The organism is Paracoccus sp. IB05 (assembly GCF_016405985.1).
In the GTDB taxonomy this organism is placed as follows: domain Bacteria; phylum Pseudomonadota; class Alphaproteobacteria; order Rhodobacterales; family Rhodobacteraceae; genus Pseudogemmobacter.
The window spans coordinates 282,492-308,772 of record NZ_JAEFCF010000001.1; the positions used below are offsets into that span (position 1 = coordinate 282,492).

The 26,281-nt window shown below is 65.0% G+C and carries 22 protein-coding genes and 1 pseudogene; 11 read left to right on the forward strand and 12 right to left on the reverse strand.

All coding sequences use genetic code 11. The features are described 5' to 3' along the window. Window positions 1-8 precede the first annotated feature (8 nt). Both JC607_RS01225 and JC607_RS01230 read right to left on the reverse strand, forming a co-directional pair. Window positions 9-1,106, reverse strand: a complete 1,098-nt coding sequence (locus tag JC607_RS01225; RefSeq protein ID WP_198835107.1) for a class II histone deacetylase — start codon at window positions 1,104-1,106, stop codon at window positions 9-11. A 95-nt stretch (window positions 1,107-1,201) separates the two neighbouring features. Further along, on the reverse strand, window positions 1,202-3,919 hold the full coding sequence (locus tag JC607_RS01230; RefSeq protein ID WP_198835108.1) for a LuxR C-terminal-related transcriptional regulator: 2,718 nt from the start codon (window positions 3,917-3,919) through the stop codon (window positions 1,202-1,204). Between the two features lie 330 nt (window positions 3,920-4,249). Between JC607_RS01230 and JC607_RS01235 the strand changes: the two genes are divergently transcribed. Both JC607_RS01235 and JC607_RS01240 read left to right on the forward strand, forming a co-directional pair. Further along, window positions 4,250-6,532 carry an FdhF/YdeP family oxidoreductase gene (locus JC607_RS01235; protein WP_198835109.1) on the forward strand — a complete coding sequence of 761 codons (2,283 nt, stop codon included), beginning with the start codon at window positions 4,250-4,252 and terminating at the stop codon, window positions 6,530-6,532. Beyond that, the gene (locus JC607_RS01240; protein WP_198835110.1) at window positions 6,529-6,840 is read left to right on the forward strand and encodes a hypothetical protein; all 312 of its coding nucleotides are present in this window, start codon (window positions 6,529-6,531) and stop codon (window positions 6,838-6,840) included. Before JC607_RS01235 ends, JC607_RS01240 begins: the two co-directional genes overlap by 4 nt. 7 nt (window positions 6,841-6,847) lie before the next feature. Here the strand turns inward: JC607_RS01240 and JC607_RS01245 are convergent, their stop codons facing one another. Further along, complete coding sequence (locus JC607_RS01245; protein ID WP_198835111.1) at window positions 6,848-7,234, reverse strand: type II toxin-antitoxin system VapC family toxin; 387 nt, start codon at window positions 7,232-7,234, stop codon at window positions 6,848-6,850. Next, window positions 7,231-7,479 (reverse strand): type II toxin-antitoxin system Phd/YefM family antitoxin, encoded by a 249-nt coding sequence (locus JC607_RS01250; RefSeq protein WP_198835112.1) that lies wholly within the window; start codon window positions 7,477-7,479, stop codon window positions 7,231-7,233. Before JC607_RS01250 ends, JC607_RS01245 begins: the two co-directional genes overlap by 4 nt. Window positions 7,480-7,636: 157 nt before the next feature. Here JC607_RS01250 and JC607_RS01255 point away from each other — a divergent pair, with 157 nt between their 5' ends. The 9 genes from JC607_RS01255 to JC607_RS01295 all read left to right on the forward strand — a co-directional run bounded on the left by JC607_RS01255 (window position 7,637) and on the right by JC607_RS01295 (window position 18,397). After that, window positions 7,637-8,236, forward strand: a complete 600-nt coding sequence (locus tag JC607_RS01255; protein ID WP_233092521.1) for a dimethylsulfonioproprionate lyase family protein — start codon at window positions 7,637-7,639, stop codon at window positions 8,234-8,236. A gap of 15 nt (window positions 8,237-8,251) precedes the next feature. Next, the gene (locus tag JC607_RS01260; RefSeq protein ID WP_233092523.1) at window positions 8,252-9,238 is read left to right on the forward strand and encodes a fatty acid desaturase; all 987 of its coding nucleotides are present in this window, start codon (window positions 8,252-8,254) and stop codon (window positions 9,236-9,238) included. Then, on the forward strand, window positions 9,222-11,711 hold the full coding sequence (locus JC607_RS01265; protein ID WP_198835113.1) for a hypothetical protein: 2,490 nt from the start codon (window positions 9,222-9,224) through the stop codon (window positions 11,709-11,711). The genes JC607_RS01260 and JC607_RS01265 overlap by 17 nt, the downstream gene beginning before the upstream one ends. Before the next feature lie 7 nt (window positions 11,712-11,718). Continuing rightward, a complete protein-coding gene (locus tag JC607_RS01270; protein ID WP_198835114.1) occupies window positions 11,719-13,947 on the forward strand; it encodes a trehalase family glycosidase in 2,229 nt (742 codons plus the stop codon). 101 nt (window positions 13,948-14,048) lie between these two features. Then, on the forward strand, window positions 14,049-15,119 hold the full coding sequence (locus tag JC607_RS01275) for a PotD/PotF family extracellular solute-binding protein (RefSeq protein WP_198835115.1): 1,071 nt from the start codon (window positions 14,049-14,051) through the stop codon (window positions 15,117-15,119). Next, complete coding sequence (locus JC607_RS01280) at window positions 15,116-16,018, forward strand: ABC transporter permease (RefSeq protein WP_233092525.1); 903 nt, start codon at window positions 15,116-15,118, stop codon at window positions 16,016-16,018. Before JC607_RS01275 ends, JC607_RS01280 begins: the two co-directional genes overlap by 4 nt. Before the next feature lie 4 nt (window positions 16,019-16,022). Next, complete coding sequence (locus JC607_RS01285) at window positions 16,023-16,802, forward strand: ABC transporter permease (protein WP_233092526.1); 780 nt, start codon at window positions 16,023-16,025, stop codon at window positions 16,800-16,802. Continuing rightward, entirely contained in the window at window positions 16,789-17,823 is a 1,035-nt protein-coding gene (locus tag JC607_RS01290; protein ID WP_198835117.1) for an ABC transporter ATP-binding protein, read from the forward strand. Before JC607_RS01285 ends, JC607_RS01290 begins: the two co-directional genes overlap by 14 nt. A 1-nt stretch (window position 17,824) precedes the next feature. Beyond that, window positions 17,825-18,397, forward strand: a complete 573-nt coding sequence (locus JC607_RS01295; protein WP_198835118.1) for an isochorismatase family cysteine hydrolase — start codon at window positions 17,825-17,827, stop codon at window positions 18,395-18,397. Window positions 18,398-18,427: 30 nt separating this feature from the next. On the opposite strand, the pseudogene JC607_RS01300 reads toward JC607_RS01295, so the two are convergent. From JC607_RS01300 to JC607_RS01335, 8 genes and pseudogenes are all read right to left on the reverse strand, one after another. Then, window positions 18,428-20,329, reverse strand: a pseudogene (locus tag JC607_RS01300) (family 2A encapsulin nanocompartment cargo protein cysteine desulfurase). Next, a complete protein-coding gene (locus tag JC607_RS01305; RefSeq protein WP_198835119.1) occupies window positions 20,262-21,191 on the reverse strand; it encodes a family 2A encapsulin nanocompartment shell protein in 930 nt (309 codons plus the stop codon). Before JC607_RS01305 ends, JC607_RS01300 begins: the two are co-directional and overlap by 68 nt. A 130-nt stretch (window positions 21,192-21,321) precedes the next feature. After that, window positions 21,322-22,278, reverse strand: a complete 957-nt coding sequence (gene epsC, locus JC607_RS01310; RefSeq protein ID WP_198835120.1) for a serine O-acetyltransferase EpsC — start codon at window positions 22,276-22,278, stop codon at window positions 21,322-21,324. An 80-nt stretch (window positions 22,279-22,358) separates the two neighbouring features. Next, a complete protein-coding gene (locus JC607_RS01315) occupies window positions 22,359-22,805 on the reverse strand; it encodes a rhodanese-like domain-containing protein (RefSeq protein WP_198835121.1) in 447 nt (148 codons plus the stop codon). Window positions 22,806-23,105: 300 nt separating this feature from the next. Beyond that, window positions 23,106-24,044, reverse strand: a complete 939-nt coding sequence (locus tag JC607_RS01320) for a serine O-acetyltransferase (protein ID WP_198835122.1) — start codon at window positions 24,042-24,044, stop codon at window positions 23,106-23,108. Window positions 24,045-24,086: 42 nt separating this feature from the next. Next, entirely contained in the window at window positions 24,087-24,761 is a 675-nt protein-coding gene (locus JC607_RS01325) for a hypothetical protein (protein WP_198835123.1), read from the reverse strand. Further along, window positions 24,740-25,426: a hypothetical protein gene (locus tag JC607_RS01330; protein ID WP_198835124.1), complete on the reverse strand. Its 687-nt coding sequence runs from the start codon at window positions 25,424-25,426 to the stop codon at window positions 24,740-24,742. The genes JC607_RS01325 and JC607_RS01330 overlap by 22 nt, the downstream gene beginning before the upstream one ends. Next, a complete protein-coding gene (locus JC607_RS01335; protein ID WP_198835125.1) occupies window positions 25,419-26,078 on the reverse strand; it encodes a hypothetical protein in 660 nt (219 codons plus the stop codon). Before JC607_RS01335 ends, JC607_RS01330 begins: the two co-directional genes overlap by 8 nt. Window positions 26,079-26,281: the final 203 nt, after the last annotated feature.

The window sequence follows — 26,281 nt, forward strand, 5'->3', positions numbered from 1 at the left end:
ATGTGTTTTTATTTGATCGCGTCGAGCAGGGCCGCCGCCCCGGCAATCATCGCGGCCTGATGTGGCTGCAATTCCTGCTGGCCCCAGCCTGCATGTTCGGCCCAGGGGTCGCTGACATGGGTGCGGATCCCACTCATTTCCTCGAGCACCGCAAGGCCACAATAAGGGGCATACATCGCCGAATAACCGCCCTCATGCGACATCAGGAGGCGCCCGCCGCAAAGCCGGTCGGCAGCCTCCATCAGCATGGCGGTCATCTGGCGATAGCCTTCCGATGTCACCATCATCCGCCCCATCGGATCGACCGCGCAGGCGTCAAACCCTGAAGGCACCACGATCAGATCGGGCCTGTAGCGCTCAAGCGCGGGCAGGACGACACGGCGGAAGGCCTCGAGATAGGCGCCGTTGCCACAGCCCGGCGGCAGCGGGATATTGAGATTGTAGCCCTCGCCCTTGCCGGTGCCGCGCTCGGAATGCAGGCCCGAATGGGTCGGGTAGAGCCGGTCCTGATGCAGCGAGATCGTCAGCACATCGCCGCTGTCATAAAACGCGTCCTGGGTGCCATTGCCGTGATGGACATCCCAGTCGACCGTCGCGACCCGGCCCAGGCCATGCGTCGCCTGGGCATGCATGATCGCCACCGGCACATTGCCGAAAAGGCAGAACCCCATGCCGATATTGCGCTCGGCGTGATGTCCCGGCGGGCGCACCAGGGCATAGGCATTCTGCACCTGGCCCGTCAGCACCGCATCCATCGCGGCAATCGTGCCGCCCGCCGCCAGCAGCGCGATATCGAAACTTCCGGCGCCAAGCGGCGTCAGGTATGAGGCATCGCCCCAGCCCGCCTCGCTGATCGCTTTGATCTTCGCGATATGGTCGCGGGTGTGAAAGCGGGCGATCTCATCCTCGGTCGCGGGGCGCGGCTTGATCGGCGCGAGGTAATCCAGCAGGCCAGAGACCTCGAGCAGATTGCGGATCCGCCGCTTGGTCTCGTGGTTTTCGACATGTTCGCCAGGCTGCACCGTCAGGCCTGGCGGGAAAACCAGGTTCCAGTTCTGGGTATTATGCCAGTGATACAGCTCATGCGACACGAGGCCGGTGGTCATCGCGCGTTTCTCCCGCCTGGATATTCCGTGCAGGAGGCTAGGCGAGAGGGCAGGGCTTGTGCGCCTCCCTTAGGGGTGGGGGGGACAAAAAATCTTCACCACCCTTTCGGGTGGGGGCCCGCCTGGTTCCCCTTGGCCGACAAGGCCAGCACTGCCTGGATGCGGCTGGAGACACCGAGCTTGGAGAAGATATTCTTCAGATGCCATTTGACGGTATCCATCGAAATCGCAAGCTGTTCGGAAATCTCGCGGTTCGAAGCCCCGGCCTGCAAGGCCGCCGCGACCTCGGCCTCTTTGGGCGACAGGAGCGGTGACGCGGCCTGGACCTGTGGCCCGGTTGCAGTTGCAAAGGGAGACAGCCGGGAATGAAGGCCCGTGACAAAGGCGGAAAGCGCCACATCGCGCGACCAGGACGGGATGCGCGGCCTTGCCCAGTCGATCACCCGCGCCAGCGCTGCACCCTCATCGAGCAGGCTGCGCAGCGCACCCTGACGAAAGGCGGTCTCGACCGCTTCCGAGATCGCATTCAGCGCCGCCATGCGTTCGCCGGCGTTCAGCGCGGCGATGGCGTTCACCGCCTGAACCTGCACCAGCCGTCTGAGCCGCCCCGAATAGCGCAGTCGCCCGACGATGCGGGTCAGACGCTCATGCGCGGCGGCGGGATTGTCTTCGGCGATCAGAACCCTGGAAAGCGCGATCTGTTCCATCTCATGCGCGGTCGAAGGTGCGCCAGGGCTCTCACAGCTGTCCTCGCTGACGCCGCGCGCCATCAGCACACCCCGCGCCAGCGCCGCATTGCCGCCGGCCAGCAAGAGCCGCACATGGTCATTCAGCGCCGATGCGACCAGCCTGCGGTAATGGTTGCGGGTGCCGGAAACCTCGGCCTCCGACAGGATCGCGATGGCCCGGGTCGTCTCGCCCCGCGCCGCCGACAGCCGCGCGGCAGAGAGGCGCACCGTCATCTCATGGACCACCAGGCCAAAAGCCTCCATCTCGCCGCGATGGTCGGCCAGGTGTCGCGCTGCGGCGTCGAGATCGTCGCTTTCATAGGCAAGCTCGGCCTGGAAGACCGCCGCCATCGCCTCGGCATAAGATCCCGCGCCAAGCGCCTCGCGGGCCATCCCGGCGCCAGAGGCGAAATGCTGCCGCGCGATCTGCAGATTGCCGGCGGATTTCTCGATCAGCCCGAGGATCAGCTCGGAATAGGCCATGCCAAAGACCGATCCCGCCTGTTCATGTGCCGCGCGGCCCCGGCTGCAGGCGAGGCGCGCGGGGCCAAGGCTGCCCAGCGAATATTCGCAAAACCCGAGCACATTGTTCAGCGTGCCGCGCAGGAAATGTTCCTGACGTGGCAGGCCGGGCAATAAGGCCTGCGCCATCCGCCGCGCCCGGGCAGAGCGTTCTCCGGCAGAAAGCGCGCCGACCCCCAGCACCTGCATCTCGGCCCAGAGCGCGGCATGGGTCTCGCGCGGCAAAGCTGCGTCAGACTGCATCTGACGCAGAAGATCGCGGGCGGCGCGCACGCAGGTCAGCGCCCGGCGTGGGGCGCTGGAATGGAAATAGACCCAGGCCTGGGCCAGCAACAGACGCGGGCGGCTGTCATTCACCCCCGGCGGCAGCCGTTCAAGCCAGGCGCGCAGCCGGGTGATCTGGCCGAGCTTGACCGCCGCCATGCAGCAGGTCTCGACCAGTTCCGCCGCGCGCAGCGTATCGCCTGCCGCAAGGGCATAATGCACGGCGTCGATTTCCATCCCGCGCGCCGAAAGGCAATCGGCGGCGGCGCGGTTCAGCGCCGGGGCCAGTTCAGCGGTGCGGGGCAGGCTGCGCAAGAGATCGGCAAAGAGGTGATGATAGCGGAAGGTCGTGCGCGAGGGCGTCAGCGCCACAAGGAACAGGTTCGCCTGGTCAATCCGCCGGATCATCGCCGCCGCATCCTGATGCCCGGTGACCCGCGCCGCAAGATCGGCATCGAACCATTCCAGCACCGCGCTGCGGCTGAGGAAATCCATCATATCGGCGGGCAGCCGCGACAGAACCTCCTGGCCCAGAAAGGCGGCAATATCACCGCCTGCCCCGGAAAACCGCGCCAGAAAGCCGGGTCGGTCACCTTCCTCATGCATCGCGAGACCGGCGAGTTGCAGCGCCGCGATCCAGCCCTCGGTCCGGGAATGGAGCGTCGTCAGCTCTGCGGGCTCCATCGTGAGCCCGAGGCTTTCATGCAGGAAATCCGCCGTCTCGGCCCGCGAGAAGCGCAGGGCGCTGTCGGGGATGCGGACCAGCTGGCCGCGCGCCCGCAGATGCGCCAGATGCAAAGGCGGATCGCTGCGCGAGATCAGCACGATATGGAGCCGGGGGGGCGCGTGGTCGATCAGCGATTGCAGGAAGGCGAGCGCTTCCGCAGAGGTCAGGCGGTGGAGATCATCGAGCACGAGGACCAGCGGTCGCCCCGCTGCCAGAATTGCCGCCACAAGGGCCGCCAGCGCACCGGTCGCAGACAGGGATTCCGAGGTGGTGAGATTTTGCAGCGCCATATCGGGCGCGGGCAAGGCGCGCCCGACCGCGCGGATCAGATGCAGGATGAACGACCTGCCACTGTCGGCCATCGGATCCAGCGAAAGCCAGGCGAAACCCGTCTCCTCAAGCCCGGCGCCCCATTGCGCCACCAATGTCGATTTTCCAAAGCCCGCCGGCGCGCGCAGGACCGTCAGCGGATGCGCCAGCGCCTGATCCATCAGCGCAAGGGCCGCCTCGCGGCGCAAGAGCGTCGACCGAAGGTGCGGGGGGTGAATCTTGGTGTCTATAACGGTCGCCATGTGCCGCAGTCCGGCGGGAATGCCGGCATTTGTCAACCTCGGCCAGGGGGCTGCGTCCAGCCGGGGCATTACAACCACTGGCAAGAAAGACACATTCCTGATGGGAAAATAAGCAAATGCCCTATGCACTGCCTGAAAAGGCGCATCTGGCCCTTGGAATTCCCGCATCCTGCGCTATTTCAGCCGGGCAACCCTTGCGCTTTTGCCTCGCCCGCCGGTCTTTGACCGCCGTGGACAGGCGGCCTCCGGCAGCAGTCAGCCAGAAATCCGGCCTCATTCTCCACCATCCCGCGATGGGAGAGGGGGCTTTGCGCGCGAAAAGGGGCCGTCATGGGCAAGAACGAGTTTATCGGCAAGTCTTCGGCGGCGGCTGGCGGCTGGGGCGCGCTGAAAAGCTGTGGCAAGCGGTTGCTTGCGACCGGCAACCCCCTGGCCGGCGCCCGGACCATGCTCAGGGCGAACCAGCCCGACGGATTTGACTGCCCGGGCTGCGCCTGGGGCGACCCGGAACATGGCTCTTCGTTTGAATTTTGCGAAAACGGCGTCAAGGCAGTGGCCTGGGAGGCGACGCAAAAGCGTGTCACGCCCGATTTCTTTGCCGCCCATAGCGTGTCTGAGCTGCGCACCTGGTCGGATTTCGAGCTGGAACATCAGGGGCGCCTGACCCATCCGATGGTCTATGATGCGGCCAGCGACCGCTATCGCCAGACCAGCTGGGACGAGGCCTTCACCGCCATCGGTGCAGCTTTGAACGCGCTGGATGATCCGGACCGGGCGGAATTCTACACGTCGGGGCGGGCCTCGAATGAGGCGGCGTTTCTGTACCAGCTTTTCGTGCGGCTTTACGGCACCAACAACTTCCCCGATTGTTCCAATATGTGCCATGAGGCCTCGGGGGTTGCGCTGACCGAAGCGATCGGAATCGGCAAGGGCACTGTGCTGCTGGAGGATTTCGAAGCGGCGGATGCGATTTTCGTGATCGGGCAAAACCCCGGCACCAATCACCCGCGTATGCTCGCCGATCTGCGGAAGGCGACCGCGCGGGGTGCGAAAGTGGTGGTCTTCAACCCGCTGAAAGAAAAGGGTCTTCAGCGCTTTGCCGATCCGCAGAACAAGCTGGAAATGATCTTTGGCGGGTCAGAGCCGACCTCGACCGATTACTATCAGCCGCGCCTTGGCGGCGATATGGCGGCGGTCAGGGGCATGGCGAAACTGGTCTTCGCGGCGGAAGCTGAGGCCCTGTCCGAAGGGCGCCCTTCGGTGATCGACCACGCCTTTATCGCAGAACATTGCCACGGATTCGAGGCCTGGAAGGCCGAGGTCGATGCCACCTCCTGGGATCAGATTCTCGGACAGTCCGGCCTGACGCTGGAGGAAATCACCCGCGCGGCCGGGGTCTATCTGGCCGCAGATAAGGTGATCTGCACCTGGGCGATGGGGGTCACGCAGCACCGTCATTCGGTCGCGACGATCCGCGAGATCGCCAGTCTGATGTTCCTGCGCGGCAATATCGGGCGGCCCGGCACGGGGCTTTGCCCGGTGCGCGGCCATTCCAACGTCCAGGGCGACCGCACGGTCGGGATCAATGAGAAAGCCCCGAAAGCACTGATCGATGCGCTGGAGCGCGAGATCGGTGTGAAAATGCCCCGCGCGCGCGGGCATAATGTGGTCGAGGCCATTGGCGCCATGATCTCGGGCCGGGCCAGGGCTTTCATCGGGCTTGGCGGCAATTTCGCGCGCGCGACGCCGGACAGTGATCTGGTGGCAAAGATCCTGCAAAGCCTCGATCTGACCGTGCATGTCGCGACCAAGCTGAACCATTCGCATCTGCTTCCGGGGCGGCTGTCTTACATCCTCCCCTGTCTTGGCCGCACAGAAATCGACAGGAATTCCAAAGGCATCCGTCAGATCGTCACGGTCGAGGATTCGATGAGCATGGTGCATGGCTCGGGCGGGATCAACATGCCTGCCTCGAAAGAGCTGAAATCCGAAGTGGCGATTGTCGCGGGAATAGCGGCGGCGACGGTCGGATCGGAACATGTCGACTGGGCGGGCCTTGCCGATGACAATGACCGGATCCGCGACCTGATCGCCCGCGTGTTGCCGGCCTTTGGCGATTACAACACAGCCGTGCGGCAAAAGCGCGGCTTCTGGCTGAGGAACCCGGCATCGGAGCGGGAGTTCAACACCGCCACCGGACGTGCGAATTTCTTCCCCGACCGGCTTCCCGATCAGACCGAATGGCAGCAGGCGGGGCCGGGGCGGCTTGTCCTTCAGACCTTCCGCTCGCATGACCAGTACAACACCACGATCTATGGCATGGATGACCGCTATCGCGGCGTCTATGGCGAGCGGCGGGTGATTTTTATCAACCGCGAAGACCTTGCCCGGCTGGGGCACGGCGCGGGAGATCTGGTCGATCTGACCAGCGAAGCAGCGGATGGTAAGATCCGCAGGGCCAATGGCTTCCGCCTCGTGCCCTATGACATTCCGCAGGGCTGCATCGCCGGCTATTACCCCGAACTGAACCTTCTGGTGCCACATGACGCCTGGGGCGAGGACAGTTTCACGCCGGTTTCCAAGTCGATCCTCGTGACGCTGCACCCGCAATGAGCACCGGGGCCGATCCCCGGGAAGAGCGCTTCATCGCGCTCTGCGAGGCGGTTGCCGGGCGGGGGCCATCGATGATGGCGGCGATGTTGCTGGTCACGGCGCATATGGGGATCTGTTCCGACAGCCGCAGTTTCGCACGGGTTTTCGGGGTCGAACATGCCCTGGTGTTGCGCGAACTGGTCGCGATGGAGGTCGAGACGCGGCTGGTGACGATCCTGCGTCGCGACCGCAGCCAGCGGGTGCATTATGCGCCCGGCGAGGCCGCAGAAGATCTGCTTTCCCATGCCGAAGCCGCCATTGCGGTCTGACAGAGCCTCAGATTTCCAGCACCGGCCCGCCATAGGCCAGCACATAGCTGTCCTGAGACAAAAGGCGCATCCCTTCCGCCGCCGCCTGGGCGACCAGCAGCCGGTCGAACGGGTCACGATGCAGCGGCGGCAGGGTCGAGAGTGCGAGGATATGTCGCCCTTCGACGGTCAGCTCCTCATAGCCCGCCGACAGGAGGCCGGCCCTGAGCACCCCCGGATCGGTGCGGAAATCCGGGAGGTCAAGGCCGCGCTTGATCGCCACTTCCCACAGGCTGGCGACGCTGAACCAGAGCCGGTTCGCCGGATCCTCGATCAGTGCCAGCGCCCGGGCCGGGATCAGATCCGGGCGCGCCGCCACCCAGAGCAGGTAATGGGTATCGAGCAGCAGATTCACGGCTGAGAACCTGCATCATCCTCAAAGAGGCCACGGATCAGATCGGCATCGCGGTGGTCGAAATCATCGGGCACGTCGATCTGCCCGGCGAGAAAGCCGGTGCGGCGCGGCGCATCCGTCTCGATCATCACCACTTTGACCAGCGGCTTGCCGGCGCGGGCGATGATAAAGGGCTCTCCCTGCACCGCCTCTTCGACGAGGCGCGAGAGATGTGTCTTGGCTTCATGCATATTGACGGTTTTCATCTCGGCACCCCGATCTGACTTAGTCTGTTAAACTTAGTCTGTTTTTTGTTTTGTGACAAGCTGTGTGTGCCAGCCTCACAGAACCATTGCCGCAGGCCTTCTGCCCTTCTATCATTTCGCGTGACAGTGCCGCTGCAGTCTGAGCTGCGGCCAGCCGATGAAAGGCGCGACTGTGACATTGTACAACCGCCCCCCCGAGGTTCAGAATTTCATTGATGTGACGCTGGCGCTGATGGCAGATCTGGCTGCGACCCCCGAGGCAAAAGCGGCGCTCGCGGGCATCCGCGACGGCGTGAAGCGGGTCGATCCGCAGGCCCCGCGCAGCCCCGGCCGGCAACCCGCCTGCGCGCATCTCGGGGCCGCGCTTGCCCATGCCGCGCAAACCCCGCAGCTCGCCCCGCTTTGCGCGGCGCTGGAGGCCGCCGAGCCGCATCTCGAATGGACGGGCGAAGAGCGCAATGGCCTTGCCTCCGGGAGCTATGCCGAAATCACGCTTCTGGGCCCGGGTGGACATGAAGAGCGGCGCGATGTCTGGCTGGGCCTGTCACTGCTGGCGCCGCATGTGCGCTACCCCGATCACAACCATGCGCCGGAAGAGGTCTATCTGGCGCTGTCCGAGGGCGATTTCTGGCGCGAAACCTCTGGCTGGTTCACCCCCGGAACCGGCGGCACCTTTTACAACCAGCCCTCGGTCCGGCACGCGATGCGGTCCGGCGAGGCGCCTTTGCTGGCGATCTGGGCGCTCAGGCGTGTCTGACACGGTGCTGCTGCCATGAGCGGGGCCAGTGAGTCGCAGCGCCTGCCAGTGCTGCCGCGGGAAATGCTGGTGCCGCCGCGGTTCGAGGCGCCGACCTGGGGGCTGGTTCTGCTGTGCTATGGCGGCTGGCTGGCGGCGGGGCTCTGGCTCTGGCCGGTCCTGCCCTGGCTTGCGCTGATCGTGATGGGCGTTGCGGTGGCGCTGCAATCCTCACTGGCGCATGAGGTGCTGCACGGTCATCCGACCCGGAACGCAGGGTTGAATGAGGCCCTGGTCTGGCTGCCGATCGGCATTTTCTACGCCTATCGCAGCTATAGGCTGACCCATCTTCAGCACCATAATGACGAGCGCCTGACCGACCCCTATGATGATCCCGAAAGCTACTATGTTGCGCTTTTCACCTGGGCGCGGATGCCCGGAGTGTTGCGGCTGGTGCTGCGGGTCAACAATACGCTGCTCGGGCGGGTGGTGATTGGCCCATGGGTTGCGGTGATCGGTTTCACCCTGGCAGAGGCGCGCCGGATACTGGCGGGTGACGCCAGGACCCGCAACGCCTGGGCGCATCATCTGGCGGGGCTGGCGGTGGTTCTGCCCCTTATTCAGTTCGGGATGGGCATTCCGGTCTGGCTCTATCTCCTGGGGCCGGGCTGGATCGGGCTCGGGCTGATCGCGATCCGCAGCTATTGCGAACACCAATGGGCCGAAGACCCGAACGGGCGGACGATCATCGTCGAAAGCTCGCTCCTCGCGCCGCTGTTTTTGTTCAACAACCTGCATTTCGTGCATCACAAACTGCCGCGCGTGCCGTGGTATCGGCTGCCCGGGGCCTATCGCGCCGCAAGGGAGGAGTGGCAGAGATTGAATGGCGGCTATGTTTTCCCCAGTTATTACAGCATATTGCGCGCCTATGCCTGGCGGGTGAAGGAAAATATCCCGCATCCCGCCTGGCGGCGGGAGGAGACAGGCGGTGCAGAATCGGGCAGAGATGACAAAGGCGTCTGAACCGGGCCGCCCCGCCGCCTATTGGTTCTGGTCTGGCCTGCCCGGACGGGATGCCATGCTGTCCCAGCTGACAGAGTTCCGTGATGCCGGGTTCAGCCGCATCTATATCCAGGCGCGGCCTTCGATGCCCTTGTCGCTTTACCTCTCGGACGGGTTTCTCGCGGCCTACCGTGACGCTGTGGAAATCATGGGCAGGCTCGGGCTGAAGGCGGGGCTTTACGATGACTATGCCTGGACCAGTGGTCAGGCGGGGGGACGTGTGGTCGATGGCGCGGATCACCTGCGCGAACGTCATCTTTTCTGGGCCGTCAGCACCCGGGCCGAGGCGCATATTTCCGGGATCACCGCGACGCTTGGCGCCAGCCTCGGCCCGGCGGTGCGCGACTGGATCCATGAGGGCGGCCATCCGGTCTGCACCGATTGGGATCTGGTCGCGGCAGTGGTTCTTCACCCCGATAGCCGTATCGAGGAGGGGGTGGCGCAGCTTACGGCGACGGGCGAGACCGGCGCCACGGCGCGGATCGACGACCTTCCAGAGGGCGCGCGCTGGATCCTTTTTGCTGCAACCCGCATCGCCAGCTCGCGGGTGATCAATTATCTGCTGCCCGAAGCCGGTCAGCGCTTTGTCGAGCGCGGGCTGGAGCCCTTTGCGACCGTACTGGCAGGGTTGATCCCCGACGTGGTGGATCAGCTGTTTTTCGACCAGCCCGCCCCGGTTCTGTACCGCTGGTACGAGGCCGAGGGGAACCTGCTGAACAGCTTCCTGTGGTCTGAAGACCTCGCCGCCGGCATTGCGGCGCGGGGGGCGATCGGTCCGCAACTGGCCGCGCTGCTCTTTGACACCGGGCCCGGGACCTCTGCCACGCGCAGCCATATCTGGCGTCTCTATACAAGGCTGATCGGCGAGGCGTTTTTCGCGCCGGTCCGGGCGTTTTGCGATCGCAACGGCCTTGCGCTGACCGGGCATGAGATCTTGCCGCATGTCGCCTCCTTCGCGCTGAATGGCGGGTTTTCCTCGATTGATCCGCGTGTGGCGCTGGCGGCGGATTTCTTCGGGATGGACGCCTGGCGCGATATCACGGCGGTCGATGCCAATAACCTCGGCCCGCAGCTGGCGCCGATGCTGGGGGACAGTATCGCCCGCGCCTCCGGCCGGCGCGGCTGTCTGACCGAGCTTTATCTGACAGCGGAGCGCAGCGAGACCCGTGCCGCCGGACAATGGGAGATTACACCCGCCGCCCTGCGCGCGCAGATGATCCGGCTGCATCTCCTGGGCGCGGGCCAGGTGATCCTGCATGCGCTTTATGCCGATGCGGGCGACGGGCGCTGTGAGCCGCTGGCCAATATGCGCTTTGATTTTGCGCCGGGCTATAATCTGCAACCCTGGTGGGGGGTGATGCGGGCGCTGAATGACGAGATCACCGGGCTTGCGGGGTTTCTCGCGGGCGCTGTGCCGCAGGCCCAGGTCGCGCTTTTCTACCCTTACGAGACCGCCCTGACCGAAGGGCCGCGCCATGATCATGCCCGGCTGTTTGGCGCCTGGGCCGAGGCGCTGTGGCAGCTTGGTCAGCCGCCGCTGATCCTTGACGAGGCGGGTCTTCAGCGCATCACCCCGGGCGCCAATGGGCCGAAGCTTTATGGCAGCCGCCTTGCGGCCCTCGTGCTGCCGGCGGTCACGGGCTTTGCCGATCCGGCAAGTCAGGCCCGCATTGATGCGCTGCCGCTGCCGGTCTGGCGCGGCGCGCCGGATCTGCCCTTGCTGCAGCGCTTCCTCGCTGACGAAGGGCCGGTGGTCACGCCTGAGCCCGGTCTGGCCCGTGATCTGGTCTCCCATCTGGCCGGGCGCGATGCGACGGGTGCATGGCGTCTGGTTCTGTTCAACGACAGTGGGGCGCCGCTCCGGGCGCAAGTCAGCCTCGCGGGCGGGTTTTACCACAGTGATGCGCCGGAGGCACTCGCCGCGCTTGATCTTTACCTCGAACCGCAGGAATTGCGCTGTCTGCGGCTGCGCGAGGCCGGCTTGCCCGAAGATCCGGCCAGGACGCTGACCGAGCCTGTGCCGCGCTGGCATCGCGAATTGCTCGACAGCGGCTGGACCCTGCAAACCCGGGGCGGGGCGCGTCGGATCAACGTTCACCGGGGCTGGCAGGATCAGGGCGACGCGGATTTCTCGGGCATCGGGATCTATGAGACCCGTTTCACCCTGGCAAAGCCTGCCGCGCCGCTGCTGGAATTGCCGGGCCTGGCCTGCGCGGCGCAGGTCTTTGTTGACGGGTGCCATATCGGCCGGATCTGGCACCCGCCCTGCCGGCTTGCCCTCGGCACGCTGGATGTGGGCATGCATCATCTCAGGCTTGAGATTGCCAATACCGCCGCGAACCGCTTCTATGCCGGCACCCCCTGGCAGGGCGCGCTCTGGCCCGATGCTTCGGGGCTGACCGCGCCGCCTGTGCTGCTGACGCCCGTTTCGTGAGGCCCCGATGTCGATGACCACGACCCTGCCGCTGTCGCGGCTCTGGTTCACCTGGGGCGAGCGGCCCGCCGAGATGATCTTCCAGCCGCTCGGGCTCAGGGTGACGCCGGTCCTTTATTCGACAAGGGCGCGCAAGACCTCGCTGATCGAGCCACGGGCGGATGTGGTGCGGCTGGGGCCGCATCGGACAGATGGTGGCTTCGCGGGGCTCGAGACCGATTTCGCCGGCACAAGGATCGGGTTTCAGGCGGGAACCACTGATCCTTTCATGGTCCGTGGCGCCTGGGAGGCGCACGAGACCGGCGAATGGGGGGCGAGGTTCTGGGTGGTGCTGGCGATATCCGCCGAGGGGGCGGATGCGCGGTTCGACAAGGCGGCGGGGGCGGTGCTGATCCGCATCGGCCATCGCTGGGCCGCGATTGTCAGCCGCGATCCGGCGATTGTCGTATCCGGCCATCAGGATCTGGGCGCTTTGCGTGAGGATCTGGAAGAGAACGGCTATTTCAGCCTTGAAAGCCGGGCTGACGCCGCCCCTTTGCTGGCATTGCGCTTCAATCTCGACATGATGCGAGACGGCGCCTGGGCGGCGGCGGTGGCCGACAGCGAAGCCCTCGCTGTGGCGGGGGCAAAAGCGGCTCTGGCCGCACCCGCGCCTGTGCCCGGGTCGCTGCATGAGGGCGCGGCCGCCGGTGCGCTGGAGGCCCTTCGCGACATCACCGGCTGGAACACGGTCTGGGACACCGAAAATCATCGCCCCTATACCAAAGTGACGCGGATCTGGAATCTCGGGCGCTACGCGGTCTGGTATAATGACCAATGCTATGCCGCGCTGCTGGCGGGTGTGCTGGACCCCGATCTTGCGCGGCAGAATATGGCAGTGGCGCATGGCGGCGCTACGCCGCAGGGGAATATCGCCTGTATCGTGACATCGAACGACGCCTGGGTGGATCGCAGCCAGCCGCCGCTTGGCGCGCTGGTGGCCTGGTCGCTGTTCCTGCGCCTGGGCGAGCGTTCGCTTCTGTCGGCGCAATATGAGATTTTGCTGAGAAACCATCGCTGGTGGCGGCTGGAACGCGACCCGGATCAGTCCGGGCTGATCTCTTGCGGGTCGTCGGATGTGGGCGCGGCCCTGTATCAGGGCACCCATTTCGGCGCCCGGAATGAGACGGGGATGGACAACAGCGCCACCCATGACGAGGCCGTCTGGCAGGCAGAGAGCCGCAGCCTCTCGACCTGGGATCTGGGGCTGAATTGCGTGGTCGCGCTGGATGCCGAGGTGCTTTCGCTGATCGCGGCTGAGCTGGGCGATACCGCCACCGCGACGGAAATGCGCGAACTGGCCGGGACGCATCGCCGGCTGATCCGCGAAAAGCTCTGGGATGAAAGCCGCCAGATCTTTGCCAACCGCCAGCGCGGCGGGGCATTTGTGAAATCGCTGTCGCCGACCAGCTTTTACCCGCTTTTATGCGGCGCGGCGGATGCCGGCCAGCAGGCGGCCCTGATGCGGCATCTTGAGGATCCGGAGACCTTCCGCAGCCCCTGGCCCTTGCCCAATGCCACCCGCGACGATCCGGCTTATCAGGACAATGTCTATTGGCGCGGGCGGATCTGGCCCAATGTGAATTACCTTGTCTGGCTGGGCCTGCACCGCGCCGGCGAGACCACGCGCGCCGCGCGTCTCGCCGCGGAAAGCCTCGCGCTTTTCCGCAGGAACTGGGACGAGGCGCGGATCGCGGGCGAGAATTACAACCCCGAAACCGGCGAGGTGCTCGACCAGGGCGATGCCGATGGGTTTTACATCTGGGCGGGGCTGTTGCCACTGATGGCGGTCGAGGAAATCTGCGGCTTTTCCCCCTGGACCGGGTGGAGCCTGCAAAACGGGCCCGATTGCCGGATGGGTCCGCTGGAAAGCCCGCTTGGGCCGGTGGTGGTGAGCCGGGCAGGGGGGGTGCTGACGCTGTCAGACCCGGCGGGTCAGGCGCGGCTGGTCAGCGATATCGCGGGTCCGCTCAGACATATTCGCTTTGGCGAGGGCTGTTTCAGCTGCGAAATTCCCGCTTGCGAGGCCGGCCGCCTGAGCCTGCCGCAGATCCGGAGGCCGGATGTGCTGGCGGTCGAGCTGGATGGCGCCCCGCTGCATCAGGGCCCCGGCGATGGCCCCTTGCAGCTGAGCCTGTCGGCGGCAAGACCGGCCCGGCTTTCGATCTGGTTTCGCAACACCCGGCATGGTGCTTGACAGGGACGGAGTTGCGCTGTCCCTTGCGGGGCAAGATCGCAGGAAGATCAGAGGCCCGGAGCCGTTCGCGCCCGCATGGCCTTCAGGGAGGGAGACGGGACATGAGACTCAGCAGACGCGCAATGGTGCAACTGATGGGCGGCACGGTGCTGGCAACGACGCTGCTGGGGCCGCGCCGCGCGCTGGCGGCGACGAAGATCACCGTGCTGAACTGGCAGGGCTACGGCACCGACGAGAAATGGGCGCTTGAGGCCTTTACCGCGGCGACCGGCATCGAGGTCGTGCATGACTATTTCAATTCCGAAGCCGAGATGATCACCAAACTGGCGACCAATCCCGGCGCCTATGATGTGGTGCTGATCAACTCGGCCCGGATCGCGCAGGCGGCGGGGCAGGGGCTGATCCAGCCGGTCGATTTCGCAAAGATCCCAAATGCGACGGGCCTCGCGCCGAAGCTCAAAGACCATGACAATATGCAATATGAGGGTGAGACCTTCGGCTGCGCCTGGGTCTGGGGGATGAACGGGCTGGGCGTCCGGGATGGCAAGACCGATCCCGACAGCTACGCCGCGCTGGCAGACCCGGCCTGGGCGGGCAAGGTCGCGCTGTTCGATGATGCGGTGACCGCTGTGGGCCTTGGCGCACTGGCGACCGGTCAGGACATGAATGACCCGAAAGATCTGGAGGCGGTGAAAACCTTCCTGCAATCGGTGCGCCCGAACCTGCACAATCTCTGGACCTCGGAAGATCAGTGGAACAAGGCTTTCGCCGCGAATGAGTTCGATCTGTCGGTCGCCTGGTCGGGCGGCGTGGTGCGCTCGTTCCGCAATGGCGGTCTGCCGGTGCATTTCGTGGTGCCGAAAGAGGGCGCGATCGGCTGGCTCGACGGGCTCGCCGTGCCGACCACCGCGCCGGATGTCGATGCCGCCCATGCATTCATCAATTACATGATCGACCCGGAGTTCTATTTCCGCTGGGCGACCGAGGTCGGCGCGCCGGCTTCGGCCAATGTCGATGCCATGGCGAAACTGCCCGAGGATGATCTGATGAAACAGGTCCATAAGGCGGAATATATCGACACGATGTCGATCATGTCGGCCTTGCCCGATGAACGCCGCGATGCGTTCAACGCGCTCTGGCAGGAAATGAAGGCCTATTACGCCGCGAAATGAGCGCAGGCCCCGCCACCACAGCCCCCGCCCTGAACATGGGCGGGAGGCGACTGCCGCCCTGGGTTGCGACCACGGCGCTTTTGCTGCCGGCCTATGGCTGGCTGATGATCGCGATCTTCCTGCCGCTCGGCGCGATGTTCCTGTTTTCCTTCATGACAGCCACACCCATCGGCACTAAGGAAATCGGCTACACGTTTGATCAGTATAAAATATTTTTCACCCAGCCCTATATGTGGCAGGTCGCCTCCTGGACCTTCCAGATCGCCTTTGCCACCACGCTGATCTGCGCGGTGACCGGGTTTCTGGCCGCGTTGGCGCTGGCGCGGTCCGGTCTCGGGCGGTCGCAATGGGTGTTTCTGATCCTGATCCTGCTGCCATTCTGGACCAATGGGCTGGTGCGGATCTTTTCCTGGACCATGGTGATCCGCGAAGGCGGGTTCCTTGACGCGGTCGTCCAGTTTATCCTGCCCGAGGCCGCATCGGTCGGCTTCCTCTATTCGCGCCCGGCCATCGTGCTGGGCCTGGTGCATGGCTATCTGCCCTATATGGTCCTGACCTGCTATATCGCGATCTCGACCATCGATGACGCGATTGTCGAGGCGGCGGAAAGTCTTGGCGCGCGGTGGTGGACGATCCTTGGCCGCATCCTGATCCCGATGGCAGCGCCTGGCCTGATCGCCGGTTCGGTGCTGATTTTTGTGCCGGTGGTGGGCGCGTTCATGGAGCCGCGCATCCTTGGCGGCCCGCAGGGCGTGACACTGGGCACCGTGATCGAGGACAGTTTCACGCAAGGCTTCAACTGGCCACAAGGGGCCGCGCTTTCCTTCATGCTGCTCGCGGTGGTGCTGGCAATTTTCGCGACCTTCTCCGGCGTGTTGCGCCGCAATGCGGAGTTGTGAGCGGATGAAAGCCTTTGGTCGCGTCTATCTCTGCCTGTTGATCTTCTTTCTCTACCTGCCCATCGGCGTGATGATCGCGATGGGCTTCAACGCCTCGCCCTATTACCAGCTGCCATTTGAATTCTCGACCCGCTGGTGGCATGAGCTGTGGCAGAATGCCGAGCTGCTCGAGGCCGGTAAGAACTCGGTCATCGTGGCCATAATCGTGACGCTGATCGCGACGCCGGTCGGCACCGCTGCCGCCGTGGCGTTGCACAGGCGCGAGTTTCCGGGCCGCAACTTCCTGCGCGTGATGTTGCTTCCGCCCATCGCCATCCCCTGGCTGATCACCGGCACCGCTATGCTGGTGATGTTCTACTGGAGCGGCATCGGTCGCGGCTTTCACGCCATGCTGATCGGGCATGTCGCGCTGGCCATTCCATACGTTGTGCTTGTGGTCTCGACGGGCCTGCAAACCATCCGCCAGGATCTCGAAGAGGCCGCGATGAGCCTGGGCGCCACGCCGCTCTTCGCCTTTTTCCGGGTGACTTTGCCGCTCTTGACCCCCTCGATCATCGGCGCGGCGCTGTTTGCCTTCGCGGTCTCGCTCGATCAGTTCGTGATCTCCTATTTCCTGGCCACGCCCGGCTATACGACGCTGCCGGTGAAAATCTATTCCGCGATCCGCAAGGGCTTCACCCCCGATATCAACATCATCTCGACGGTGCTTTTGCTCGCTTCGATGGCGCTGGTGCTGATCTATTTCATCTTCTCGAAGTTCGGAGCGAAAGATGTCCGACGTTAAGCTGACGGGCATCGCCAAATCCTATGGCGGCAGCCCCGTTCTGACCGATATCACCGTCGATTTCCCATCGGGGAGCTTTACCAGCCTTCTGGGCCCGTCCGGCTCGGGGAAGACGACGCTTCTGAGGATCATCGCGGGCTTCATCACGCCCGAGGCGGGCCAGGTGACGATTGGCGGCGAAGACGTCACCCGCATCCCGGTCTGGGCGCGCAATATCGGCATGGTGTTCCAGAGCTACGCGCTGTTCCCGCATATGAACGTGAGGGACAATGTCGCCTTCGGCCTTGGCCGGCGCGGGGTCAAAGGCGCCGAGGCAAAGCGCCGTGTTGACGAGGCGCTGGAGATGGTGCGGCTGCCGGGCTTTGCCGAGCGCCTGCCGAAACAGCTTTCCGGCGGCCAGCAGCAGCGTGTTGCGATGGCCCGGGCGATTGTGACCGGGCCGAAGGTGCTTTTGCTGGATGAGCCGCTTTCTGCGCTGGACCGGCGGCTCAGACAGGAGATGCAGGTCGAGCTTCTGAGCCTGCAACGCGAGATCGGTGTCACGACGATCTTCGTGACCCATGACCAGGAAGAGGCGCTGACCCTGTCGGATCAGGTGGCGATCCTCGACCGTGGCCGCATCGTGCAGATGGGGGCACCGGCGGCGATCTATGAACGGCCCGCCACCCGCTTTGCCGCCGAATTCCTTGGCGATGCCAATTTCTTTGCCGGTCTGGTAGAAGGTGGCGCGATCACCGTCGCGGCGCACCGCATCAGCGCGCCGGGCCTGCCCGAGGGCCGTGAGGTGACACTGGCGGTCAGGCCTGAAAAGATCAGCCTTGATGCGACCCATGAAAACCAGGTGCGGGCGAAGGTGCTGAACGCGATCTATGCGGGCGCCAACCTGACCTATCTGATGGAAGGGCCGGGCGGCCAGCGGCTGAAGGTCTTTGCGCAAAACAGCGACGGGGTGATCCTGCCCAACGGCGCCGAGGTCACGCTCAGCTGGCCCGCCGCGCATACGATCCTGGTGGAGGGCTGAGATGCGCGATATGCTTCATATGGTCATCGACATGCAGCGCCTGTTTGATGAGGAAACCGTCTGGCACACGCCGATGCTGCGCGAGGTGCTGCCGAATGTCGTGCGGCTTTGCGAGGGCTTTCGCGGCCATAACGCTTTCGCGCGGTTTGTCGTGCCCGAGACGGCGGAGGCCGCCACCGGCACCTGGGCGCGCTATTATCAACGCTGGGATATGCTGACCGGCGAAAAGATCGACCCTGCTCTGCTGGAACTGGTGGCGGAATTGCAGCCCTTTGCGGCGAAGGCGCTGGTGATCGACAAGCTGGTCTATTCGCCGTTCAAGGTCGCGGGCGTGACCGAGAGGCTATTCGCCGATGGCGTGCGCCATATCGTGTTTTCCGGGGTGGAAACCGATGTCTGCGTGCTTGCGGCGGTGATGGATGCGATGGATCTGGGCTTTGACGTGACGATTGCCACCGATGCCGTCGGCAGTTCCGCCCGCGAGGCGCATGAGGCGGCGCTGCGCCTGATCTATCCGCGCTGCGAGGATCAGATCCGGCTGGCGACGACTGACCAGATCCTCAGCGAAAGATAGCCCGCCCCGTGCCTTCGGGGCGGGCCTGTTTCAATGCGGCGCTTTCGACAGTCGCTGCACCACTGCGATGAAGCGGTCGACCTCATCGCGCGTGTTGTAGAACGCCAGAGAGGGCCGCACGGTCGTCTCCAGCCCGAAGCGGCGCAGGATCGGCTGCGCGCAATGGTGGCCGGTGCGCACCGCGATGCCTTCTTCATTCAGCGCAACGCCGACATCATGCGTGGTGTAGCCCTCCAGCGTGAAGGAGAGCACCGAAGCCTTGTCGCGCGCCGTGCCAATCAGCCGCACACCTTTGATGGGCCGCAGAAGATGGGTCGCGTAATCGAGCAGCTCATGCTCGTAGCGGCCGATATTTTCGATCCCCCAGCCCTCGACATATTCCAGCGCGGCACCAAGGCCGACCGCATCGGCGATGTTCCCGGTCCCGGCCTCGAACTTATTCGGCGCGGGCTGAAAGCGGGTGCGCTCGAAGGTGACATCCTCGATCATATTGCCGCCGCCTTGCCAGGGCGGCATATCGTCAAGGATCTCGGCCCTTGCCCAGACCGCGCCGATGCCGGTCGGCCCGAAAATCTTATGGCCGGAGAAGACAAAGAAATCCGCGCCGATATCCTGCACATCGACCCGCATATGGCTGATCGACTGCGCGCCATCGACCAGCGCTTTTGCGCCATTCCGATGCGCCAGATCGACGATCTCTTTCACCGGCACCACGGTGCCAAGCGCGTTCGAGACCTGGGTCACGGAAACCAGCTTCACCTTCGGCCCGAGCAGACGCTGATATTCCGAAAGGATCACCTGGCCATCCGCATCAACCGGGATCACCCTGATCTTCGCGCCAACCGCCCAGGCGAGCTGCTGCCAGGGCACGATATTCGCGTGATGTTCGAGGTTCGAGACGATGATCTCATCGCCCTCGCTGATATTCTTTGCGCCCTAGGATTTGGCGATCAGGTTGATCGCCTCGGTGGTGCCCCGGGTAAAGATCACCTCATTCACCGAAGGCGCATTGATGAAGTGCCGCACGGTTTCGCGTGCCTTTTCATAGGCATCGGTGGCGCGGGCGGCCAGCTCATGCGCGGCGCGGTGGATGTTCGAATTCTCATGCTCGTAGAAATACGAGACCCGTTCGATCACCTGGCGCGGTTTCTGCGTGGTGGCTGCATTGTCGAACCAGACGAGTTGCCGCCCGTTCACCCGCTCCTGCAGGATCGGGAAGTCGCGACGCACGGCATGGACGTCAAAAGCCCCGCGCTGCGGCTGGCTTGCCGGGGCCGGACGCGCGGGCGCCCGGTTGTCTGCGAGCAGTGCACGCAAATCATCCGCGCCGGGGAGGCCGAAGCTGCGGGCGGAAACCAGATCCTCGCGCGGCATATCCGGCGCTTTGGACTGGGGCGCGTAGGGCGTGGCATCGGCGAGGAAGTAGAAGGGCGATGCGCTGTCCGTTGTGGGCGCTGCACGCGGAGAGACCTGCGGCACGCCGAGCGAATGCCCCCCGAACCGGCCGTTCAATGCGGGTGGCACGATGGCGGCATAGTCAGGCAGACCATTCACGGCCGCCGCTTTCGGGGCGAGCGAGGGCGTTGAGGCCAGCACTGCCGCGCCGTCCTGCGGATTGGCTGGCGCGGCATTTGCCCCGGGCGCGAAGGCCCCGGGCAAAGCGGGGCCATTTGCGAGCGGCCCGGGCGAAAAGCCCGTCGGCTGCGGATTAGCAGGCACCGGGTTTGACGGCAAATGCCCCCCAAAAGCGGGAGCCCCATTCCCCGCAGCACCCGGAAGCGCTGCGAAGAATTGCGAGGCGAGGCTCGTCAGGGCAGCCACATCGGGCAGACCCTGCGGCACGACATCCGGCGCGGGCAGCGGGTTACTTATAGGTGTCGGGATAGTCATGGAACTTGCCGATCTCCACATCATCCAGCACGGCCAGGGCATCCGGCGATTGCACGACGAGGCTGCAATAAAGGCTGATCAGGTAGGATGCGATCGCCGAGCGGTTGATCCCCATGAAGCGCACCGAAAGCCCTGGCGCCTGTTCGCCTGCAAGGCCCGGCTGATAAAGGCCGACCACACCCTGGCGCTTGTCGCCCACCCGGATCAGGAGGATCTTGGTCTTGCCATCGACCACCGGCACCTTGTCAGAAGGGATGATCGGAATGCCGCGCCAGGCCAGGAATTGCGAGCCGAACAGCGACACGGTCGGCGGTGGTACACCGCGCCGGGTGCATTCGCGGCCAAAGGCGGCAATCGCATCGGGATGGGTCAGGAAGAAGGCGGGCTCTTTCCAGACTTTCGCGATCAGCAGGTCGAGATCATCCGGGGTCGGCGCGCCGGTCAGCGGGTAATTCACCTGATCGGGATGGACATTGGCCAGCAACCCGTAATCCGGGTTGTTGATCAGCTGGCCTTCCTGGGTTTCCTTGATCGTCTCGATCGCCAGGCGCAGCTGCTCTTTGACCTGGTCAAACGGGCTGGAATAGAGATCCGAGATCCGCGTGTGGACATCGACAATGGTCGAGACGCCATTCAGGAAATATTCACGCGGCGCCTCGTCATAATCGACAAAGGTCTGCGGGAGCTCAGACTCGTCTTCCCGCGCGGTGCAGGCGACATGCACATCCTGCGGGTTTTTGACCGTGTTGAGCCGGTAGATCCCGGCCTCGACCGGCAGCCATTGCAAGAGATGGACAAGCCAGCGCGGGCTGATTGTCGAAAGGATCGGAACGGTTTTGGTGGCATTTGCAAGCTGCCGGGCGGCGTTGTCGCCAAGCGCAGATTGCGGGGAGAGATCGGCCATAAGGCGCTCCGCTTGAGGGGGTGGGGGAGGAGGTGGTGTGAAACTATGTTCTCTTTTGTATATTTTTGGTGGAATAAACTTCCAATTCAATCAGTTTTTGTAGAATATTTTGCCATAAACGGGAGGGGATTCAGGCAATTTTGGCATGTCCGTTCTCTGGCTGTTCCCGCGATTGCGATCTGGCCTGCGACACCATGCTCCAGGCCGGAACATCGCCGGTGATCCAGACATTGCCGCCAAGGACCGAGCCCTGACCAATGGTCACCCGGCCCAGCACCGTGGCGCCGGAATAGATCACCACATCGTCTTCGATGATCGGATGGCGCGGCAGGCCCTTGACCACATTGCCCTGCATATCGGTGGGAAAGCTTTTGGCGCCCAGCGTCACGCCCTGGAACAGCTGCACCCGGTCGCCGATGATGGCGGTGGCCCCGATCACGGTGCCGGTGCCGTGGTCGATGAAAAAGCTCTCGCCGATACGGGCGCCGGGATGGATATCGATGCCGGTCTCGCCATGGGCCATCTCGGCAATCAGCCGCGCGATCAGCGGCAGGCCAAGGGTGAAAAGCCGATGCGCGAGCCGATGGTTGATCAGGGCGCGCAGCCCCGGATAGCACAAAAGCACCTCATCAACCCCGCGTGCAGCCGGATCGGCGCGGAAGGCGGCGACGACATCGGTGTCGAGGATCCGGCGGATCCCGGCCAAGCTCTGGATGAATTCGGCGACGATGGCCGGGGCGGCATCGGGCGAAGGCGCAGCCCCGGGGCCAAGATAGCGGCGCGCCCAGTCAAGCTCGCGCGCGGTTTCGCGGGTCAGGTCCTGCGCGGCGCGCGCCAGGGTGACTGCAATGAACTCATTCTCGTTCTCCTGGCGCAGATCGGCCGGGCCAAGCCGCATCGGGAACAAAACCGCCCGCAGATCGGTGACAATCGCCGCGACACGCTCGGGTGAGGGCAATTCTCGCGGCCCCGCTTCTTCAAGGCGCAGATGTGAGACGCGCCAGTCATGGCGGGCTTCGGCGAGGCCGGCGACGGTCGCCGAAATATCGTCCGCGAAACCGGTATGGTCGCGGGCAGGGATGGGCATTGCTGTCTCCGTAAAACCAGGGATGGCGTGGCCGGGGAACCGGGGGGAGCCGGGGGGGGGGCGGCCGGAAGGGCGTCGTTTTAATCCTGGTGCCAGGGCAGGCCGTGAAAGCGCCAGCCGTCGGCGGTGCCGCGCTGGCCAGCAGCATCCAGCTCGCCCTCGAAGCCTTCGGCCACGCTGAAGGCCTGGGTCCAGCCGGCTTTGGTCAAAGCCCCGGCCGCCAGCGCCGATCGTTTGCCGCTGCGACAGATAAGCAGGAGCCGCACCGTTTTATCCGGCACCAGCGCCGCCACCTGGCGGGTGAAATGCGGGTTGCGGTTCATCGCAGTTCCGGTCGCCCAGGCGACATGCAGCGTGCCGGGAACGCGCCCGACATAGGCGCGCTCTTCCACTGTGCGCACATCGAGGATCACCGCCTCGCCGCGCGAGACAAGATCCCAGGCAGTGCGGGGCGCGATGACCCCGGCAAAGCCATCCTGCGCCACGGGAACCGCGGAAAAGCTGGTATCGGCACGAAGATTCATCATCACACTCCCAGTTTTCTGGCCCTGGCTGCGGGATCCGCAAACCGCCGGGCCGGGCCCGCAACAGGATCAGGATAGCGCTGGAAATCCCCGGTCAGGAACAGGTTTTCGCCCCGTTTTGCCAAAGGGCGCCAAACTTGGAACAGGCCGATTGCGGCGCCTGCGGAAGAGATAAAATTTCTCTTCCGCAGGCGCCTTTTGGGGAAGGGGCGATCTGCGGCTGCCTGGAGCTGCGCAGGCCTCAGCGCCGGAAATTCCCGCGAATCTGTGGCAAAACCGTTGGATGAGTCCCGTCGGGCGCGCTCAGCCCGGAGCGACCCGCAACATCGGGCGCGCCTGGGTGACCATCGCGCCAGGGGCCACGTCTTCCAAAAGCCAGACGCCGCCGCCGATTACCGCGCCCTGGCCGACCGTGATCCGGCCAAGGATCGTCGCCCCGGCATAGATCACCACATCATCGCCGATCTGCGGATGGCGCGGCTGCCCTTTGACCAGCGCCCCGGTGCCATCGTCCTGGAAGCTCTTGGCACCCAGCGTCACCTGTTGATAAAGCCGCACATTGCGCCCGATCACCGCTGTCTCGCCGATCACCACACCGGTGCCGTGGTCGATGAAAAACGCCGGCCCGATTTTTGCGCCGGGATGGATGTCGATCCCGGTCACGGAATGCGAATGCTCGGCCATGATGCGGGCGATCATGCGGATGCCGGCACGGCTCAGCTCATGCGCGATGCGGTGATGCAGGATCGCGGCCACACCGGGAAAGCAAAAGGCGACCTCGTCAAGGCTCATCGCGGAAGGGTCGCCCTGCCAGGCCGCGAGGATATCGGTGTCATGCAGATCGCGGATGATCACCAGCCGTTCAAGGAAGGCGCGGGACAGCGCCTCGCCCCGGGCGCGCGCCGCTGCCGCTTCGGCATCGGGGGCCAGCATCAGCTCGGTGATGACAAGATCGGCAAGGCGCAGACGGATCGAGGCCAGCATCTGCGCGATGAAGGTATCCGTGGCCTCGGGCGCGAGGTCCTGGGGGCCGAAATGGCGCGGGTAAAGCGTCGCGACGATATCGTTCAGCAGTTTGATGATGGCGCGTTTCGAGAGCAGGCGCGGCGTCGGGCGCCCGTGATACCGCCGCTGCTGCGAGACGATGCGCAAAAGGCGCAGGCGTTCGGTCAGGCGGGCGATCAGCGCGGCGTCATCCGCCGCCGCCTCGTCACCGATGGTTTCCCCCGGGGCTCCGTCCATCGAACTCTCCGTCACTGGCACTGTGCGCGCTGCGCCGGATGGCTAACGAATGTGCCCCCCGCTGCCAATGGAAGGATCTTTTCTTCTTTGCGCCTTTGGGAGAAGGGATTTCTCCCGTCCTTCCGGGCCGAGTGCACGGGACCAGTCGGTCGGCGGGGCTGTTGCCCCGGTCAGCCGCCCGGGACGCTGCAGAATCCCGAGTGCGGCGCCCGCGTTCAGCAGGCCCGCAATCTGCGGGCTGATCCGCTGCTGCGCGCGCAACGCCGTCAGTCCCGGCAGGCCCGAGAGCAGGAACAGCCCGAAATGGAGATCATAAATCCCGATCCGCCACAAAAGCGGCGCCATGATCAGCCCGGCATCGCTTTCCGGCGCCGTCTTTGGGGCGAGAGGTTCCAGCGCGCGCAACTCCTGGCGCAGGGCGTAGATGGTCAGGTCCAGATCAGCCGGAAAGGCCGCAGGGTCGATTGCCGCCAGCCGCGCCTGGGCGGATTGCATGGCCCCGAGCAATGGCAGGGCAGTTCCGGGCATATCCGGCAGCGCGGCGAGCAAGGCGGCGGCATCATGCAAGGGCACCGGATCCGCGTCGGGCGCAAAGAGCGCCGGCAGCGGGCCGCATTCATCGCGCAGGACAGGCAGCTGCCGCGCCCGCAGCACAAGCTGCACCGCATCGGCCAGGGCATGATCTGCCGGGGCGATCAAGCGCCAGGGTTTACGCATGGCGAGACGCTCCGGCGGGTTTCGGAATCAAGGCGACGGCTCTCACCGGTGGCCAGCGCGAGGCGGGCATTCCAGGCCGCAAAGCCTGCCACCAGGATCAGATCGGTGATTTCCTGATCATCAAGCTTTTCCTCCTCCAGTGTCCAGAAGACCTGGCGGCTGGCTCTGACCGGGATCGCCGCCAGCGCCGAGGCTGCCGCGATCACGCCACCAGAGCGGCCCCCGAGCGGGCTTGGCAGCCCCTCTTCCAGCAGGACCTCGACCTCGCGCTTGCGCCTGAGGCCGGCAGCGGCGCGACGGGCATGGGCGGCGGCGGTGAAAAAACAGCCGATGCGGCGCGCGACGGCGGTGGCCGCGAGGTCGCGCTCACCCTGGGCGAGTCCGGCACCACGGCGGCGGGCGAGAAATTCCGCTGACGCTGTAAGGACGGGCCCCGCATCCCCGGTCAGCACGGCAGGCAGAAAGGCAACCGGCTCTGTCTCGACCGCCGGCAGCTGGATCGGCGTCGGGATTGCCGTCTGCGCGGCTTTGCGGGGCCGCCATTCGTGGCGACGGCTGGTAAAACGGTCCGGCAGGCGGGAGGCGGGCGGCTCAGTGGACGGTGTCCCGCAGGGGGCCACGCCCTGGCCCGGAATCCCCGGTTCGGGCAGCATTGGGTCAGCCATAGGCAAACCCGGCGGGCCGGTCCTGGGCGGTCGTGCCTGTGCGCTGAAGATGGCGGGCATGCGCATAGGCCCTGAGGCCACTGACCACCGGGCTCAGCGCACCGATCCAGGCAATCAGCCGGTTAAGATCCAGCGTCTCGGCGGGCAGCCAGTCGGCCCGCTCCAGCGCCTCATCTGCCGCGGGCGTGATGTCGCGCGGGTGCAGCGTCACCAGATGCGCATGTTCCAGCGCCGCCGACAGGCGCCCCCCAAGCCGCAGCCGCAGCGGCGGATCGGCGCGCCAGGCCGGCCCGTCCAGATCCTCGGCCGAAAGCGGGCCAGGGGGCCAGGTGCCGTAAGGCCCGGGCAGAGCCGCGTTCTCCGCCTCTTCCGCAATCAGGAGAGCAAGCTCGCTGTCCGCCGCCTGAAGCAGTACGTGAAGATGGGTGCTGACCGCTTCTTCGCCATGCAGATGCGCGGTGAAAGCGGCAATCGCCAGCGCCTCGGCCCGCGCGGCGCCGCTATGACGCAAGAGATCCTGATAGCCCGATTCAAGGCCCGCCAGCAGTTCTGGCCGGTTGCGCAAGGCGCGCAGGATCGGGCTGCCCGGCGGCACCGACGCCAGACGTTCGGCAAGGGTTGGCCGATGCAGCCAGGGTTCGTGGCGGGACATAATTCTTCCTCTCGCATCCGGGAACAGGCGGGTCTGAAGGCAGTCTTGCATAAACACGATAAAATAAGACGTGTTTATTTCGGGCAGGCAGAGAAGAAGCGCGCGGCGGGGGCGGGTCTTAGGGGGAAATTCGCCCTCCATCACGCGAGGGGCGCGCGCAAACAGCTGGGGCGCGGGAGAATCACCTTCCCCCGCGCCCCTTT